General features: G+C 50.7%; 17 protein-coding genes and 1 pseudogene. 11 read left to right on the forward strand and 7 right to left on the reverse strand.

The window, feature by feature from the left end:
• Nucleotides 1–14 precede the first annotated feature (14 nt).
• A complete protein-coding gene (locus ACVX3G_RS10500; RefSeq protein ID WP_014196063.1) occupies nt 15–1334 on the forward strand; it encodes an ABC transporter substrate-binding protein in 1320 nt (439 codons plus the stop codon).
• Nucleotides 1335–1607: 273 nt separating this feature from the next.
• On the opposite strand, the gene ACVX3G_RS10505 is transcribed toward ACVX3G_RS10500, so the two are convergent.
• Nucleotides 1608–2777: an IS256 family transposase gene (locus tag ACVX3G_RS10505; protein WP_008880572.1), complete on the reverse strand. Its 1170-nt coding sequence runs from the start codon at nt 2775–2777 to the stop codon at nt 1608–1610.
• An 838-nt stretch (nt 2778–3615) separates the two neighbouring features.
• Here ACVX3G_RS10505 and ACVX3G_RS10510 point away from each other — a divergent pair.
• Nucleotides 3616–3825 (forward strand): annotated as a pseudogene (locus ACVX3G_RS10510) (PTS transporter subunit IIC); the annotation flags it as partial.
• Between the two features lie 150 nt (nt 3826–3975).
• On the opposite strand, the gene ACVX3G_RS10515 reads toward ACVX3G_RS10510, so the two are convergent.
• Entirely contained in the window at nt 3976–4374 is a 399-nt protein-coding gene (locus tag ACVX3G_RS10515) for a hypothetical protein (RefSeq protein WP_479454606.1), read from the reverse strand.
• 691 nt (nt 4375–5065) lie between these two features.
• On the opposite strand from ACVX3G_RS10515, the gene ACVX3G_RS10520 reads away from it, so the two are divergent.
• A complete protein-coding gene (locus ACVX3G_RS10520) occupies nt 5066–6223 on the forward strand; it encodes a CapA family protein (RefSeq protein WP_479454538.1) in 1158 nt (385 codons plus the stop codon).
• A gap of 45 nt (nt 6224–6268) precedes the next feature.
• On the opposite strand, the gene ACVX3G_RS10525 is transcribed toward ACVX3G_RS10520, so the two are convergent.
• Nucleotides 6269–6862 carry a class D sortase gene (locus tag ACVX3G_RS10525; protein ID WP_081130712.1) on the reverse strand — a complete coding sequence of 198 codons (594 nt, stop codon included), beginning with the start codon at nt 6860–6862 and terminating at the stop codon, nt 6269–6271.
• Nucleotides 6863–8176 (reverse strand): processed acidic surface protein, encoded by a 1314-nt coding sequence (locus ACVX3G_RS10530; RefSeq protein ID WP_479454539.1) that lies wholly within the window; start codon nt 8174–8176, stop codon nt 6863–6865.
• Between the two features lie 198 nt (nt 8177–8374).
• Here ACVX3G_RS10530 and ACVX3G_RS10535 point away from each other — a divergent pair, with 198 nt between their 5' ends.
• The 3 genes from ACVX3G_RS10535 (at nt 8375) to ACVX3G_RS10545 (ending at nt 11161) form a co-directional block, all read left to right on the forward strand.
• The gene (locus ACVX3G_RS10535) at nt 8375–8677 is read left to right on the forward strand and encodes a hypothetical protein (RefSeq protein ID WP_014196056.1); all 303 of its coding nucleotides are present in this window, start codon (nt 8375–8377) and stop codon (nt 8675–8677) included.
• Nucleotides 8678–8899: 222 nt separating this feature from the next.
• Complete coding sequence (locus ACVX3G_RS10540) at nt 8900–9874, forward strand: MBL fold metallo-hydrolase (protein WP_014196055.1); 975 nt, start codon at nt 8900–8902, stop codon at nt 9872–9874.
• A gap of 309 nt (nt 9875–10183) precedes the next feature.
• Nucleotides 10184–11161, forward strand: a complete 978-nt coding sequence (locus ACVX3G_RS10545; RefSeq protein WP_014196053.1) for a bile acid:sodium symporter family protein — start codon at nt 10184–10186, stop codon at nt 11159–11161.
• Between the two features lie 108 nt (nt 11162–11269).
• Here the strand turns inward: ACVX3G_RS10545 and ACVX3G_RS10550 are convergent, their stop codons facing one another.
• Nucleotides 11270–12106: a rhamnogalacturonan acetylesterase gene (locus tag ACVX3G_RS10550; RefSeq protein ID WP_014196052.1), complete on the reverse strand. Its 837-nt coding sequence runs from the start codon at nt 12104–12106 to the stop codon at nt 11270–11272.
• 90 nt (nt 12107–12196) lie between these two features.
• Complete coding sequence (locus tag ACVX3G_RS10555; RefSeq protein ID WP_235046463.1) at nt 12197–12640, reverse strand: CBO0543 family protein; 444 nt, start codon at nt 12638–12640, stop codon at nt 12197–12199.
• A gap of 192 nt (nt 12641–12832) precedes the next feature.
• On the opposite strand from ACVX3G_RS10555, the gene ACVX3G_RS10560 reads away from it, so the two are divergent.
• The 4 genes from ACVX3G_RS10560 (at nt 12833) to ACVX3G_RS10575 (ending at nt 15876) form a co-directional block, all read left to right on the forward strand.
• On the forward strand, nt 12833–14083 hold the full coding sequence (locus ACVX3G_RS10560) for an esterase/lipase family protein (protein ID WP_014196049.1): 1251 nt from the start codon (nt 12833–12835) through the stop codon (nt 14081–14083).
• Between the two features lie 124 nt (nt 14084–14207).
• Nucleotides 14208–14795: a Uma2 family endonuclease gene (locus ACVX3G_RS10565; protein ID WP_014196048.1), complete on the forward strand. Its 588-nt coding sequence runs from the start codon at nt 14208–14210 to the stop codon at nt 14793–14795.
• Between the two features lie 2 nt (nt 14796–14797).
• Complete coding sequence (locus tag ACVX3G_RS10570; RefSeq protein ID WP_014196047.1) at nt 14798–15103, forward strand: 4a-hydroxytetrahydrobiopterin dehydratase; 306 nt, start codon at nt 14798–14800, stop codon at nt 15101–15103.
• Nucleotides 15100–15876: a 3-hydroxybutyrate dehydrogenase gene (locus tag ACVX3G_RS10575; protein ID WP_021322426.1), complete on the forward strand. Its 777-nt coding sequence runs from the start codon at nt 15100–15102 to the stop codon at nt 15874–15876. The genes ACVX3G_RS10570 and ACVX3G_RS10575 overlap by 4 nt, the downstream gene beginning before the upstream one ends.
• A gap of 53 nt (nt 15877–15929) precedes the next feature.
• On the opposite strand, the gene ACVX3G_RS10580 is transcribed toward ACVX3G_RS10575, so the two are convergent.
• Nucleotides 15930–16457 carry a YceI family protein gene (locus ACVX3G_RS10580; RefSeq protein ID WP_014196045.1) on the reverse strand — a complete coding sequence of 176 codons (528 nt, stop codon included), beginning with the start codon at nt 16455–16457 and terminating at the stop codon, nt 15930–15932.
• Nucleotides 16458–16620: 163 nt separating this feature from the next.
• On the opposite strand from ACVX3G_RS10580, the gene ACVX3G_RS10585 reads away from it, so the two are divergent.
• Nucleotides 16621–17478: a MurR/RpiR family transcriptional regulator gene (locus tag ACVX3G_RS10585; RefSeq protein WP_025039049.1), complete on the forward strand. Its 858-nt coding sequence runs from the start codon at nt 16621–16623 to the stop codon at nt 17476–17478.
• Nucleotides 17479–17502 lie beyond the last annotated feature (24 nt).

Raw genomic sequence — 17502 nt, forward strand, 5'->3', positions numbered from 1 at the left:
GGAGGAGAAACAAGATGAGAAAGGTTTTAGCCAGTTTCTTAGCTTTAATGTTTATTGGATTTGCCGCGGGATGCTCAAGCGAAGATGCGGGCGAAGCGGCGGGAGGCAAAACAGAAGTGGTGTTTTGGCATTCGATGAGCGGGGATTTGGAGCCGGTCTTAAATGACATTGTCGCTGATTTTAACCAAACCCATCCAGAGATTGAGGTGAAGCCAGTATTTCAAGGCACCTATGAGGAGGCGCTGACGAAATGGAATGCGGCAGCAGGGACAAAAGACGCCCCGACGATCATGCAGACGTTTGAAGTCGGAACAAAGCATATGATCGACAGTGGAAAGATTGTTCCAGTGCAAACGTGGATCGATAAAGACAAGTATGATGTCTCACAATGGGAGAAAAACATTGTCAATTATTATACCGTGAACGGGCGGATTTACTCGATGCCATTTAACTCATCCACCCCTGTACTCATTTATAACAAAGATGCGTTCCGAGAAGCCGGGCTTGATCCGGAAAAACCGCCTCTCACCTATAGCGAGTTGAAGGAAGCGGCGAAAAAGCTGACAAAGAAAAAAGGAAAAGAAACCGAACGGTACGGATTCTCGATTTTGAACTACGGCTGGTTTTTTGAAGAAATGGTGGCCGTACAAGGCGGACTGTATGTGAACAACAACAATGGACGGAGCAGTGATGCGACAAAAGCAGTATTCAATGGAGATGAGGGGAAGCGCGTATTTGAGCTGATCAGCGACATGTACCGAGACGGCACGTTTTACAACGCCGGTCAAAACTGGGACGACATGCGCGCCGCCTTCCAAGCAGGAAAAATCGCCATGTATTTGGATTCGTCCGCTGGTGTAAAAACGTTGATCGATAACTCGCCATTTGACGTTGGCGTTTCGTATTTGCCTGTCCCGGATGGCGTGGAACGTCAAGGCGTCGTAATTGGCGGCGCTTCGCTCTGGATGATGAAAGGAAGCAGCGAAAAGGAGCAAAAAGCGGCGTGGGAGTTCATGAAATACTTGACAACCGCTCCTGTCCAAGCTGAGTGGCATGTGCGCACAGGGTATTTTGCCATTAACCCGGCTGCGTACGATGAGCCGCTCGTCAAAGAGGAGTGGGCGAAATACCCACAATTAAAAGTGACGGTGGATCAGCTGCATGAAACAAAATCAACCCCTGCTACCCAAGGGGCGCTCATCACCGTCTTCCCTGAATCTCGGCAACATGTCGTGAAAGCGATGGAACGGTTGTACGAAGGAATCGATCCGCAAAACGCGCTCGATCAGGCGGCGGAAGAGACAAATCGGGTGTTGCAGGAGGCCGGAAACTGACCTGACCAACCGGACAAGCGTCCAGGTGGAGCTGCCGGATAGGCAAATCCAATGCTCGTTCGGGAAACCGATCTCCTTAATCAGTGAAGGGTTCTGCAAGGACCAGGCATGGAGGTACCGTCAAGAATTTTGTGTAATGTAAGATAGATAGGGTATCTCTGAAATGGATTTGGAATGGATAGGGAACCGGTTTCCTTCACACAAGAGACTGAATATTCAGTCTCTTGTGTGGAAAGGGAAAATCCCCTTATTTTGTTTATTTACAATATTTGGTTAACAATAACGTTCTTCAAACATTCGTTGAAGGGCTTCTTGCGCTTCGGCAAATCCTCGCAACTTTCGCCCTGCCCATTTCTCGTTAAAGTCCTGTATCGTCAAATATACGACTTTTTCAGCGGCTTCTAAACTGCTCAAACTGTTCATCGGTTTTAGGCGTTTCCGAATCTCCTTGATCGTTCGTTCGATGGCATTGGTCGTATAAATCACACTTCGAATACTGCTTGGATAGTCCATAAAGGTGAGAAGGACATCCAACTCATTTGCCCAAGATTGGACTTCCCTTGGGTATTTGTGAGACCATTTGGATTGAAACTGTTGAAACATCTCCAATGCGATTTCTTTATTCGGAGAACGATAAATGAGTTTCAGGTCCTCCGCCATTTCGAATTGATCTTTTTTCCGAACACGGCTGAGGGTGTTGCGGACTTTGTGCACGACACAGCGCTGCACATCGGCTTTCGGATACACCGCCTTAAAGGCTTCCTCCAACCCCGGAAGGCCATCGAAGACGCCAAGAAGCACTTCCTTGACGCCTCTTTTGTAGAGCTGTTGGAGAATCTCCTGCCATACATAGGCGCTTTCTTGTCCTCCTACGAAGAAATCAAGAATTTCACGATACCCTTCTTCGTTCACCCCCAATACCACATAAATAACTTCTTTCTCTACCGTATCCCGGCGAAGTTTCACGTACAAGCCGTCCAAATATAAGACCGAATAACGCTGGTGTAGTGGACGAGCGTGCCATTTCTCGATGTCTTCCTTCACGACATCGGTAATCCGGCTGATCGTCGCAGGAGAATAGGTGCTTCCTAGAATTCGTTCGATAAACTTGCCAATTTCACGCGTGCTCATGCCACTTTGGTACATCCTAATGATTGCTTCCTCCAGCCAGCCCGTGTGCCGTTGGTAAGGGGCAAACAACTGTGTTTGAAATTCCCCGTTTCGGTCTCTTGGAACCAAAAGACCCTCAATCCGGCCATATTGTGTATCTAGATTTCGCTGATAGTAGCCGTTTCTCATATTCGGCGTTCCAGCCTGTTCGATTTCGAGGAAATTTTTGATTTCTTCCCGCATAATCAGTTCTAATTTTTCTTTTACAAACTGACGAATGGCATTTTCCAGTTGATTTGCCCAGTCGACATTCGGTATACTTCTTTTAGACATAGGTAGGGTACTCCTTTCTCTGGAATGTGTTGTGGTCCAAATCAGAGAATACCCTACCTTTTTTCTTTTGTTCTAGCAAAATGCTTTACACAAAATTTTATACATCATCGGCATGGACAAGGGCATTTACGTGTAATGTCATACGGAACGATTAGCGATGGCAAAAAAGATTGCCATCGCTAATCGTGTTGATCGGAAAGTTATTCTAAAAAATCAAATAAATAATTTTTTCCAAACTGTAGGGTGCGAAATGTAAGTTGTATCGATTTTATTTTCTTAAATATTGCTTTTTTATTGAGTATGTTATAATCCAAAAAACACAAGGGGTATACACAAATAAAAATACATTATAGGCTATTTCAGGCTCCCCTATATATATTATTTTATCTACTCCAAAATTGATCACCCAATATATTATTACGATAATAAAATAGGCTATAGCATGCAGGAGAAATGATATAGGAGGATTCATTTGATTTATTCTTTGTAATACGTAGTCTATCAATAAGGAGATTGGTATACCGAACAAAATAACTAGCGGAAGTACACATATTATAGAGTAGAGTAAGGACTTGACAAGAACTTCTAATAGTCCCTCTAAAATATTTAATTCCTTTGATACAGTGACACCTTTGGATTCAATTAGATAATATAAAAAACCTGAATTAATTGAAGTTAGTATCCCTGATATCAATTTTATCTTTATATCCCTAAACAATGAAATCCTCCCTCTAGAAATGTTTCCTTGATGAAAAGTCGTTAACGTCGTCTTCTTTTATCGTATCAACAGTTTGCGACTATTGTAAAGATGTTTTGTCACGGATTTAGGGAAGATATTGAAGATATTAAAGCGCCAAAATCATAGAGTTTTCTTCGTGATACACCGGTGGCTATGTCGTTGACAATGGTGCTGTTATTTTTTGTCGTTGCTCCGTTTGCCGGAAAATCGTTTATCGAGAAGGAGTTAAGCGGCGGTGTCAATTTTCTTGTCTTCTCTCTTATGCAAGGAATCACGTTTGCTGCAGGAGTCTATGTCGTACTAGCAGGCGCACTGGTCACAGGTGCGCCGCCCATGGGGTACATCCTAACCCGATGGGACGGGGTGATGACACCCCCCTAAACTTGGGCGTTGTCCGAACCAGAAATGGATGAGGACGCAAACGATCCAAGAATCCCATGCCTTTAAGCGTGTGGAGTGTCAATCTACTTTCTTCAGCAAATACATCTCCTCCTCCACTTTCGCGATGCGGCTAAGTTGATAATCAAGCCGCTGATGAATGAGGGAGATGTCTTCTTTTGTCGCCATTTGCTCGCGAAGGCGGGAAAGATCGTCTTTTGTTGCCATCTGCTCGCGAATGCCGGCCATTTCTCCGCGGAGGTTGGCGATTTCATGGCGCATGCCGTCTTGAATGCTGCGCTGTTCGAGTTGATTGTCGCGGATCGCTTTGATCATGTCCGTGTTTTCTTTCATCTGCTCTTTCAGCCAGCGCAACTCTTCTTCCTGCTTGTCCATCCGCTGTTCCAGTTTGTCCATTCGTTGTTCAAGTTGGCCCAATTTTTGCTTCACCGTTTGCATGTCTTGCTTCAGGACGGACATGTCATCGACAAGTCCTTGAACAAGTGTGGTTAACTGCCGCAACAGCTCTTCCGTCAACTACCCCCACTTAGCTAACGCTTGAAGTGGGGGCTTGCAACTCCCCAGAAGTACAAGCGGACTTCGTCCTCCTTCCTTGACTTGGGGTTGCATCAGGGCAGGTTGACAACTACCCAACGACGCAGGTCATGCCTGCATCGTTACCGATTCTCTCGGTGTGTCTGTTGGCAGTACTTGGCTTCCACACACAACAGACGGATCTACGCTCGATGTTTTACGGTTACAACGTTTCCTGTAACCAACTCCATACATCGAGTAGCAGTTATTGGAGTGCCTTTATTAAACGGTTTTCTCCACGCCTTTATTATATCATACACAAAAGAAAAGGGGAACGCGCATTCCTCTCCCACTTACTCCCTTTGGTCGTTGAAGTGGGAGTCTCCTGCGCGAAATAGGATGAAGAAACCTCCCTATCGAGAGGGGATTTTGCTTGGGGCGTTTCAACCATGAAACGTGAGGAGTCCGAGATGTGGAAATAGGAGAGGAAACGCCTACAAGCTCATTATATCATGGCTTGGCTAGGCCATCATTCCTAAATTGAGGGAAAGAAAAGGGATAAAGAGGGGGTGTGTTGAATACGTCATTAGCAGAAGTTTTGGCAGTTTGAAGAAAATAGATGGATGGGAGAGGGAGCATGAACGCATGGATCAAGGGAAGAAATGCGGCGCTTCTGTGTATGGCGTCGATCTTTTTATTTTCCTGCGGCAACGCAGCTGATCGCGGCGTCGAGGAAGTGCTGGCAGCGCCAAACGAACTGGCGGGGCAAACAATCGAGCATCCGCCGCTGCCGAGTGCGGCTGACAAAGCGGCGATGGCGCTCGCTGCAAGGAAACAAGCGGCGCCGAAACCGAGCGAGGTGCGCATCACCATCAGCGCAGCGGGGGATGTGACGCTCGGGCGCGATGAAAATTATGGCTATGCGTATTCGTTTGATGAAGAAGCAAAGAAGCACGGCTTGCGCTATTTTACGAAATACATTGAGCCGATCTTCAAAAAGGACGATTTTACGACCGTCAATTTGGAAACGACGCTGACGACCTCGACGCGCAAGGCAAGCAAGACATTTCGTTTCCGCGGCCACCCGAGTTATGCGAAAATCTTAACTTATGGCGGCATTGAGGCGGTGAATCTGGCCAATAATCATACATACGATTATTTGCAAAAAGGATATAACGATACGATCGCCAGTCTAAAAAAAGAAAAGATCGGTTATTTCGGCCGTACGCTTCGGCTCATGAAAACGGTCAAAGGCATTCAAGTCGGGGCGCTCGGCTATGAAGGTTGGAGCAATACCAGCACGTTGCGCAAGCAAATCGCCAACGATATTCGCACGCTTCGGAAACAAGGAGCCGACATCATTCTAGTCCATTTCCATTGGGGAGTGGAACGAAGCTATGTGCCAAACAGCACGCAAAAGGTGCTCGGCCGCTTTGCGATTGACAGCGGCGCCGATTTGGTCGTCGGCCATCACCCGCACGTCGTGCAAGGGATCGAGGAGTACAAAGGCAAATTTATTGTCTACAGTTTAGGGAATTTTATGTTTGGCGGAAACAAAAACCCGAGCGACAAAGATACGTTTGTTTTCCAGCAGGTGTTTTCTTTTCAAAACGGCAAGCGGACGGCCAAAAAAGAAATCCGCGTCATCCCGTTTCGCATTTCATCGGTGACGACAAGGAACAACTACCAGCCGGTGCCGTTAGCGGGAGGGGAAGCAGCCCGAGTGAAACGGAAAATTGTTTCGCTGTCGGCGAAAATCAAAAAGCCGACTTGGACCGCGTACGAAGTGAAGTAAAAAAGGATGGCCCTTGTTTCGGCCATCCTTTCGCTTTTTGCAAGGTTAAGAGCGATCATTGATTAAGTTGGCGACGAGCACGTACCGCTGCGGAGCAGGGCCGACGTAGCGGAACGGATAGCACGTGGAAACGGTGAGTGTCGCTTTCGGCTTTGGAACGATGACCGTCCGGTCGTCGGCGTCGACGATGCGCACTTTGCGCACTTTATAGGTGAATGTGCCGGCGGACGTACGGACGATCAAGATATCGCCTTGGCCGACTTCGCCAAGACGGCGGAAGACCGTGTCGCGATGGCCAGAAAGCACGCAGTTGTCCGCCTCTCCTGGCAGGACACTGCCGGCGTAATGGCCGACCCCTTTTTTCAACTCGTCTTCATCTGTACCGTGGTAAATCGCTAGGCTCATGTTGAGCTTCGGGATGATGAGTTCGCCGATTTGTTCGCCGATTTTGGGCTGTTTTGGGTAGAGTGAACTTTGGATTTGCATCGGCGCAGCGCCTGTTTGTCTCTCTATTTCAACAGACAGCGGCTTGACCGCTTCCAAGCCGTTTTTCCACTTCAAGCCGCTAACGGCGGCTACGGCGATTCCTGCTGCGATCAAGCTTGCTCCAAAAAAGCGCACGAGCCGTTTCCGGTTCATTTATTTCGCCTCGGCTCCTTGGCGGAAGCGGACAAGGAATGCGCCGGCACCGATTAAGGTCAAACCAAAAAGCATATAAGCGGCATACGGGGATGCCGTCTTCGGCAGTTTCGCTCCGGCTTCGGTCCGCTTCAGCGGTTTCGGCGGCGCCGGTTTCACCACTTTTTCGATTTTCGCTGCCTGGCCGCTCTGTTGCAAGTCTTCGCCGATTTCATCGAATATGTCGGAGGCAAACATCTCTTCGGTCACGACAAAATCAGCCAGCAGCTCGCCTTCGGTGCTGTAAATTTCAACAAGCAAATCGTAGCCGTTCGCTGATTCCATTGTCAGCAGCGTCGACAGGCTGAGCGGCTTTTTCTCGCCACCTTTTGTCAAATAAAACTTCGCTTCCAGCTGAAATGTGGAAAGCAGGTCGGTCCATACATTGGCGATCTCAGCGATTTGCGTTGGCGATAGCTCCGTCACGCTCGTAAAATCGTACGCACCGATCGCCTCAAGCCGTTGGCCGATTTCTTCCATTTTCTCGGCGAATTGCGGATCTTCCATATTAAGCGATTCAAAATGGTTATAGAGCTTTTCCAACTCTGCGTCCGTCAAACCAAGCTCGTCTAAATCCGGAAGCAAGTAGTCGATGACGGCCTCCGACAGTTCCTCGACCGTCGCATAATTGTCAAGCGAATCGCCGTTTTTAGACAGCAGTTTTTCCAATTGCGTTTTCGTCATGCCAATTTCTTGTAAAAATTTGTTTAATGTTTCTTCGGTCAACGGCGTCAAATTTCGATAATAATCGACGATATCTTTCAGCTCGCCGATCGAGTGGTAATCGGCCAACGATTCGCCGTGCCGATCAAGAAGGGCGATGAGCTCTTCCTTTGTCATTCCGCGTTCGTTTAGAAAGGCGGCCAGCGTTTCATCCGTGATTGGAACGGAGTAATCTTTAAACAGTTCGATATATTCTTCCAGATCATTGTAAAATAAAAACACATCAGTAATGGCCTGTGACTCTTCCATTTCTCCATTGTCGATGAGCATTTGTCGAAGCTGTTGTTCGGTCAATCCGTGTTTGGCGAGCAACTGAGCTAAATTTTCTTCCGTGAGCGGCTCGCCGAACTCACGGCGCATTTCGTCCACGCTGTCAAACTCATCGAGCGAATAGCCTTCATAGTCCAAATAATTTTCCAGCTCTTCGACTGTGATCCCTGCTTCATTTAAATACTGCTCTAAAGCTGGATCGTTGCGTTCAATGGCGAACGCTGAAGCTGGCCATACAGTGGCTATGGATGCGGCCAAGGCAAAAGGAACGATGTTTTTCATGTCGTGACCTCCGTTTGTTTGTATATACGAATTCAGTATATAGGAACATGAAAGGGACGAAAATAGTGAAATATATGGAAATTTTTATATAGAACACCCTCCCTGTTTACATCTAATGTTTTCCACGTATGACTTTTTAGAGGCAACGTATGCTAACCGTTGAACGGGAGCTGTCGAGCAAAAGGAGGTGGAGGTACAATGGATCGCTTATTCCGTCTGTTCCGCGTTCAGCGCGGCCGCGGGTTGTGGAATCCATGGTTGGGGGTTGTTAGACGGCGAAGAAACCATAACGCCATTTGGACGCTCGTCAGCGTAAGCTTAGGAGCGGTGGCAGCCGCGATGTTGGGGGCGAGACAAGGGAGACGCATGGCGCCGATGACGCAAGGACCGATGCGAAACGTGATTCGCGGCCTCAACCGCTGGATGAGCCGGCGGATGGGAACGATGCAGCCTGCTGCAATGGATTTTCCTGCAAAATCATCCAAAAGTAATGAGATGTAGCCGCTTGTGATAGTATTGGATGACCGATGGGATCATGGAAAAGGGTGTTCCAAAATGATGGATGGGCACCCTTTTGTTTTGTCCTAATGATTTTGAAGGTTGAAAAAGATAGAAGATTGTAGCATAATATTTTTATTAACTAAATATTCAGAAATATAAAATAAAAGTGAAGCGTTCTTGGTACATGAAAAAAGATTTGATGCAAAAAAGGGGGGAGAATGGATGACGCAGATCGAAATGGAGTGGATAGGAGATGAAATGTACCGCGTTCCAATCCCAGTTCCATTTCCGATGAAGTATGTCTATTGTTACGTAGGTCGGGAAGCGGATGGATGGAGCATTGTTGACGTCGGCTTTCGCTATCCAGAGGCGATTAGCGCTTGGGAAGCAGTGTTTCGGCAGCTTGGAATCAAACCGCGGCATGTTCAGGCCATTTACATCACTCACTTTCATCCGGATCATTTTGGCTTGGCTGGGTGGATGCAACAGCAGACGGAGGCGCCTGTCTGGATCAGCGAGCCGGATTATGCGATGGCGGAACGAGTGTGGGGGGAAGAGAGCGTTCAGGCGAGCGAAGTGGGTGCCATGTTTCGCCGCCATGGTGTGCCGGATGAGTTGGTAACGGACATTGAGGAGAGCATGTGGAAGCTGTCGTTGCGCGTTAGCCCGTTTCCGGTGCTAACCGTTTTGGATCGTTCGGAAATTGTGCTGGGGCAGCGGCGATGGGCGGTCATCCCGGTCCCGGGGCACAGCGATGGATTGATCAGCTTTTATCAGCCGGAATCGCGCCAGTTGCTTGCATCGGACCATGTGCTTGACCGCATCACTCCGAACATTAGTGTATGGCCGGGCGCCCATCCGAACCCGCTCGAGCAATATTTTGCCTCGCTTCGCAAAGTGGAGGAACTGGAGGTGGATGTGGCTCTGCCTGCCCATGGCGCGGTCATTCGCCAATTTCGCGAGCGGATCGGTGATCTTTTCCGCCACCACGAACAACGGTTGCAAAAAATGAAAGCGCTAGCAGGAACGGGGCGCACCGCCTATGAAGTCGCCCATTGTGTGTTCGGCCATAAGCCGCTGACCGTGCACCAATGGCGGTTTGCAGTGGCTGAGACATTGGCGCATTTGGAATATTTGGTGTCTGTCGGTGAATTGCAAAAAGAGGAGCATCGACATGCAATCGTTTATCGGCAATGACCGATGTCCAGCTGCTAGAGAGTTGGAATCTTTTTGTATTATTGTGTGGCGCATGGACGAACAAAGAAAGGCTTGAACGGATGGAAAAAGCAATGACTGGGCTGTATGATGTGAAGCGAGGCGATGTCGTTTTGTTGCTGAATGGTGAGGGGGAAAAGCAGCGAAATAGCCTAAGGAGCTGGCTGGTCAACCGTTGTCCATCGGTTTCATGAAAATTTGTCGCTCCAATGGGGCGATTACGGTGTATAATGGGGGAGGTGTAGGCATAGCAAAAGAGCCCTTGAATGGTGAGACAGGGAGATGAAACCGATGTGGCAATCGATCAACCGTCGGCTTGAGAAGGCGCTGCCGTTTCTTACGCCGGCGAGCGTGGCGGCCGGCATCTGGCTGGCGGACGAACTGCACGGCTATGCCGCGCTTGTGCCGTGGCTGTTTGCGTTGATGACGTTTAGCGGCAGTTTGCGCTTGCGTTTGGCCAATTTGAAAGAGGCGCTCATTCACCCTGGCCCGATCGCTGCGGCGCTATGTCTGCTCCATTTCATCATCCCGCTGTGGGCGTTTGGGCTTGGACATCTGTTTTTTGGCAGCGACCGTTGGACGGTGATCGGGTTTGTGTTGGCGGCCGCTATTCCGACCGGGGTGACAAGCTTTATCTGGGTGTCGCTCGGCCGCGGAAACTTGGCGCTTGCCCTTTCTGTCATTTTGATTGATACGTTTTTATCGCCCATCGTTGTGCCGCTGACGTTGCTTGTATTGGCCGGAAGCGTGGTCGAGCTCGACGTGGGCCAGATGATGCTCGGCTTGTTTTTTATGATTATTTTGCCGTCACTAGCCGGCATGTTCGTGGGCGAACGGCTGTCTGCTCAAGCGAACGAGCAGCTGGCGGTGGTGCTGTCCCCGTTTTCCAAGCTGGCGCTGGCGCTTGTCGTCATGATCAACAGCGCAGTCGTCGCCCCGTATTTTGGCCGTGTTGACGCCCGGCTGTTTTTCATGGCGCTGCTTGTCTTGGCGATCGCGAGCTCCGGCTATTTTCTTTCTTGGATGGCGGCCCGATGGCTCAGGTTTGCCCCGTCGGATATTATTGCGTTAACGTTTACCGGCGGGATGCGCAACATCAGCGCCGGCGCGGTGCTTGCCATGACCTATTTTCCGCCGCCAGTGAGCGTGCCGGTCGTGCTCGGCATGCTGTTTCAGCAAGTGCTCGCGTCCCTATACCACCGCTTGTTGAACAAAACGTACCATTCACCAACGAGCGGCAGAGCGCCATACGCCGGAAGAGCCCGGTAGGGATGGAAAGGGCAGGCGGTATGCAGCGCCTGGCGGGAGCAAAAAGCGAAAAAACGCCCGTCCTAGGCGGGCGGGCAGGTGCGGGGAAAGCAAGCGGGGTGCTCGACGTCACGGCGTTTCGTCGCTGAGGCGGTCTCGTATAGGTTCTCGTTTCGGTGAACGGATGAGGTGGCGGCGGAGGGGGAGGTTGAGCTCCATAATCCCCTCGACGACTAGCCGGGCGATTTCTTTCGCTCCTCGTTTGTGAAAATGCGTGTTGTCTTCGATTCCGTGCGGATAATTTGCATGCTCGCCGGGCGCAAGCCATAGAAACAGCTGTTTCGTCTGTTCCGGGCCGAGCTGTTCAAACCGTTGTCTGCTTTTTGCCGTCAAATCGATGACGGGAACGTGCTCTCTCTCCCCAAGCGCCTTCATGGCCGCAGGATAAAGTCCATGCGAGTTGAGCGCTCGTCCGTCGGCAGAAAAGCGCCGCCGCTCGACCGGAGTGATGAGGACAGGGGTTGCTCCTTTCGTGCGGGCGCCGTCAATATACCGTTTCAAGTATGATTGGTAGGAGGTGAATGGTTCGGTGTAGCGTGCCGGATCGTTCACCTTTTCATCGTTGTGACCGAATTGGATGAACAAGTAATCCCCTTTTTTCATTTCCCGCAAAATGCGGGAGAGCCGTCCTTCTTCGACAAAACTTTTCGCGCTGCGGCCGGAAGCGGCCATATTTTTCACCATGACGTTGTCATCAAACCAATCATCGAGCATTTCACCCCATCCGGCCCGGGGAGCGCGGGAGCGGGGGGCGGCGGCGACGGTCGAATCGCCTGCCAAGTAGATCGTTATGACGGCCCGTCCGCCCGTTTTGGATGCTTTTCCATCCGTGTCCGGTTGGGCGATGAGGGCAACGCTGGCGGCGATGACAGCCAAGCAAAGGAATGCGGCTTTTTTTCTTCTCAATCGGATTCCTCCTATCCGGCAGCTGCTCGTCTTTTCGGTTTGTTCCCCGTTATCGTTGCTCGCTGCCATTGCCTTTATGCGCTATTCGTGCTAGTCCACCGTTTGGAATCGGCGGTAAAATTCCCATATTATTGAAAGAAAAAGACCGTAACCGGCAACTGAATACCAATGGCTCCATTCGGCCGTGTGGGTGAACAAACCGTACGTCTCGGCTTTGGCCTCCAATGCGGCCGCCAATGCCGACAATGCAGCGATGAGCCCCATGCGCCCAAGGCGGCTAAGCCGCTCCATGAGGGCAAGAAAGAAGACGGTGCCGAGCGGAAGAACGACGGCCGTAAAGAAAATATCGATCGAAAAGACAGAAGGAAAGGGCCGTTTCGGGAACGCATACAGCCCTTTTCCCACGAAATACAAATCCAAATACGTCCCCGTCCAAGACGCAAGCAGCGCTGAAGCCACGTAGGCGCGGCGGCTAGCGCGCATGAAAGAAGAATAGCCAACCGTCCGTACGAGGCGGTGATGGAACGCTGCCATGACATAGTGCATCACCCTCTCGCTGTCGGCGAGAAACGAAATATGACGGCACAAAAGTGCATTTTTCTCTTTCCCTCATCAGAAAACCCGACAATTGCCGGGATTGAATAGCCTGGTTATTTAGTATAGAATATTCAGGTAATTCGGAATAAAGGGGTTCAGTCGATTCGAGGGGAGGAGAAGGAGAGCGTGATGAAATGCTGTCGGGTTATGTTTGTGTTGCTCGGATTATGGCTTGTATTCGGCCTATCGGTCCCGGGAGGGCGAGCTGAAGCGGCAGCTTCACGCGCCAACGATGCACCCATCGTGCTTCTCCATGGTTTTACCGGCTGGGGAAGAGAAGAAATGTTTGGGTTCAAGTACTGGGGCGGCGTGCGCGGCGATATCGAACAATGGCTGAACGACAACGGTTATCGAACTTATACGCTGGCGGTCGGACCGCTCTCGAGCAACTGGGACCGGGCGTGTGAAGCGTATGCTCAGCTTGTCGGCGGGACGGTCGATTATGGGGCAGCCCATGCGGCAAAGCACGGCCATGCGCGGTTTGGCCGCACGTATCCGGGGTTGCTGCCGGAATTGAAAAGAGGAGGCCGCGTCCATATCATCGCCCACAGCCAAGGAGGGCAGACGGCCCGTATGCTTGTCTCGCTCCTAGAGAACGGAAGCCAAGAAGAGCGGGAGTACGCCAAGGAGCACAACGTGTCGTTGTCGCCGTTGTTTGAAGGCGGACATCGTTTTGTGTTGAGCGTGACGACCATCGCCACTCCTCATGACGGGACGACGCTTGTCAACATGGTTGATTTCACCGATCGCTTTTTTGACTTGCAAAAAGCGGTGTTGGAAGCGGCGGCTGTCGCCAGCAACGTGCCGTACACGAGTCAAGTATACGATTTTAAGCTCGACCAATGGGGACTGCGCCGCCAGCCGGGTGAATCGTTCGACCATTATTTTGAACGGCTCAAGCGCTCCCCTGTCTGGACATCGACAGATACCGCCCGCTACGATTTATCCGTTTCCGGAGCTGAGAAGTTGAATCAATGGGTGCAAGCAAGCCCGAATACGTATTATTTGAGCTTTTCTACCGAACGGACGTATCGCGGAGCGCTCACAGGCAACTATTATCCCGAACTCGGAATGAATGCATTCAGCGCGGTCGTATGCGCTCCGTTTCTCGGTTCGTACCGCAATCCGACGCTCGGCATTGACGACCGCTGGCTTGAAAACGATGGTATTGTCAATACGGTTTCCATGAACGGTCCAAAGCGTGGATCAAGCGATCGGATCGTACCGTATGACGGGGCGTTGAAAAAAGGGGTTTGGAATGACATGGGAACGTACAATGTCGACCATTTGGAAATCATCGGCGTTGACCCGAATCCGTCATTTGATATTCGCGCCTTTTATTTGCGGCTTGCCGAGCAACTGGCGAGCTTGCGGCCTTAAAACGAGTATTTTGCGAAAAAGCCATCTCGATCGGATGGCTCTTTTTTGAGGAGCAAGCTCTTGAGTTGTATGACGGCCGCGGATGTCCGATGGTATAATAGGGGCAAAGCAAGCGGGTGGGGGAATGGACGTGAAGCCGACCGAGCGGCAAAAGGAACGGTATACGTATCAAGATTATGTCAAGTGGGACGGACGGTGGGAGCTGATCAACGGCGTACCTTACAACATGGCACCGGCCCCTTCATTTGTCTACCAGTCGATCGTCGGTGAATGGTATGTCGCTTTGCGGGCATTTTTTCGTGAAAAAGGATGCACGGTTGTCATGGCGCCATTTGATGTACGCCTTGATGAGCAGGCGGACTATGAACAGGCGAAGCATGTCGTGCAGCCAGACATCTCGGTCATTTGCGATCAAAGCAAAATCGGCAGCCGAGGCTGCGATGGTCCGCCTGACTTGGTGGTGGAAGTGCTTTCGCCGAGCACTGCGCTGAAAGATCGAAACGAAAAGTATATGTTGTACGAACAGTTTGGCGTCAAGGAATATTGGATCGTGGATCCGCTGCATCGAACGGTGGAAGTGTACGGCCGCGGCGAAAAAGGGTATGAGAAGCGGAGCGTCTTTGGCGAAGGCGATGTGCTCGTCTCGTTTTTGTTCGCTGATTTGACGGTTTCGCTGGCTGGCATATTTCAAAATATAGAGGGTGAGGGATAACGGTGCGGTTAACGGAAGAGGAAGTGCAAGCACTGCTTGAAAAAGCGGACGGCTGGAAGCTGGTCGATGAGCGGTGGATTGTGAAAAAATACCGTTTTCAAGACTACTTGCAAGGAATCGAGTTTGTCCGGCGAATCGCCGCGATTTCGGAAAACACAAACCACCACCCGTTCATTTCGATCGACTACAAGCTCATTACAGTGAAACTGTCCTCATGGCGGGCGAAAGGGCTGACGAAGCTCGATTTTGACTTGGCGAAGCAGTATGATGAGGTGTATAACCAGATGAAGCAGGGGGAAGGGGAATGATGGCGCATCGCACAGCCCTCGTCACCGGAGCGGCGCGGGGGATCGGTTATGAAGTAGCGAAAACGTTGGCAACCAACGGCGTGAACGTCGTGCTTGCCGACTTGAAGCAGGAAGAGGTGGAACAGGCGGCAGAGTCGTTGCGGCAGCTAGGCTGCGAGGCCGTCGGCGTCAAGTGTGATGTGACGGCGGAAGAAGAGGTGAAACAAACGATCCATGAAGCGGTCAAACGGTGGGAGCGTCTCGATATTGTCGTGAACAACGCCGGTTTGCAATATGTCGCCAATATTGAAGACTTTCCGACCGAGAAGTTCGAGCAGTTGATCCGCGTCATGCTCGTCGGCCCGTTTTTGGCCATTAAGCATGCGTTTCCGCTGATGAAGGAGCAGCGCTACGGCCGCATTATCAACATGGCGTCGATTAACGGATTGATCGGGTTTGCCGGAAAAGCCGCCTACAACAGCGCAAAACACGGGGTGATCGGCTTAACGAAAGTGGCGGCGCTAGAAGGGGCACCGTACGGCATTACGGTGAACGCACTTTGTCCGGGGTATGTCGACACAGAACTCGTCCGCAATCAGCTCGCTGATTTGGCGGCGACGAGAAAGGTGCCGCTTGAGAAGGTGCTCGAGGAAGTGATTTACCCGCTCGTGCCGCAGCGGCGGCTCTTGTCCGTTGAAGAAGTCGCCCATTATGTTCTCTTTTTGGCAGGCGAACAAGCGAAAGGAATCACCGGCCAGGCGGTCGTGATCGATGGCGGGTATACGGCGCAATGAAGCGCAATAAGCCCTTAGCCTCGCAAATGGCTAAGGGCTTGTTGCTTGGTCGTTCAGCTGAGAGCGAATTCAAAGCTCGCGAGGATTTTGACTTCTTTCCCGACGAGGAATCCGCCGGTTTCGAGCGCGACGTTCCATACCAACCCGTAGTCTTCGCGGTTGATCGTTCCTTCGACATCAAAACCGACCGAGATGCCGCCGGTGAGCGGGTTTTTCACTTGGCCGTTGTATTCGACTTTGAACGTTTCCGTTCTCGTCACGCCGCGGATCGTCAGCTTCCCGGTCACTTCATATTCCGTGTCGGAAAGCTTGCGCACGGACTCACTGACAAACGTAATGGTTGGATAGTTCTCGACATCGAAAAAGTCGGCCGAGCGGAGATGATTGTCGCGGTCGGCGTTTTTCGTATCGATCGAGGCGGCGTCGATCGTCGCTTTCACGTTCAGCGACTCGAGTTCGTTGATGTCGCCTTGCACCTCAACGTCAAAGTTGGTGAATTCCCCTTTCGCTTTGGAGATCATCATATGTCTCACTTGGAAGGCGACAGAGCTGTGCGCTTTGTCGAGTTGAAAGGTCGTCATGGTTCTCCTCCTCTTGTTCACGTAATGATCACATCATTATCATAGCAGATATATATCTTGAATTCAAACATTTTTTATTCAAGTTTTTTGTAGTGTAGAGTCCAAAGGGATATCCGTGATAAGATGGGGATAGCAACAGCGGCCGGAAAGGATGGGATCCATGATGAATGAAATAGGGATCTTAGCGAAAATCGAACAGCAGCTCGAGCAATTGTCGCCAGCGGAACAAAAAGTGGCTGCCTATCTTCTTCGCCATGCCGAGCTGATTCCAACGATGACCACCAAAGAACTGGCGCGGGCGGCTGATACAAGCGAGGCGAGTGTCGTTCGCTTTTGCAAGGCGATCGGCATCGGCAGCTTTCCAGGATTGAAGCTGGCGCTTGTTCGCGAGTTGGCGATGGCGGATATGAACATTAACGATTTTTCCATCATTGACAAGCCGAATGCGCCGTATGAGCTGTTTATGAAAGTGACCTATGTGAATAAGGCGGCCATTGAGGCAACGACGACAACACTCGATAAGCGCGAGTTAGAAAAAGCCGCTGAGGCGATGATCAAAGCCAAGAAGGTGGTTTTTTACGGAGTAGGCGGCTCGGCAGCGGCAGCGGTGGATGCTAGTTATAAGTTTACGAAACTTGGCTACATGGCGGCAACATCGCCTGATTTTCATATGATGCTGCCACTGGTGGCCCATTTGAAAGAAGGAGATGTGTTCGTGGCCATATCGACGTCAGGGCGGACGAAAGATGTATTGGAGATTGCCCGGTTTGCAAAAAAGCAGCAGGCGACAGTCATTGCCATTACAAAGCTTGATCCTTCATCACCGTTATATAAGGAAGCGGATATTCGACTTGCGCTGCCGGATGTTGAGCAAGACCATCGCATTGGCAGTATGGCATCGAGAATGGTGCAGCTCAACGTGATCGATGCCTTGTATTTGATTACGTTCCATCGAGTGGGAAGCCGGATCATTGAACGATTTCATCAAACAAGAGAAGAAGTGGTGCGGTTGCGGAGGTAAAGCGGGCCTGTGACGGGCCCGCTT

Source organism: Geobacillus sp. PLS 41, from assembly GCF_056494105.1.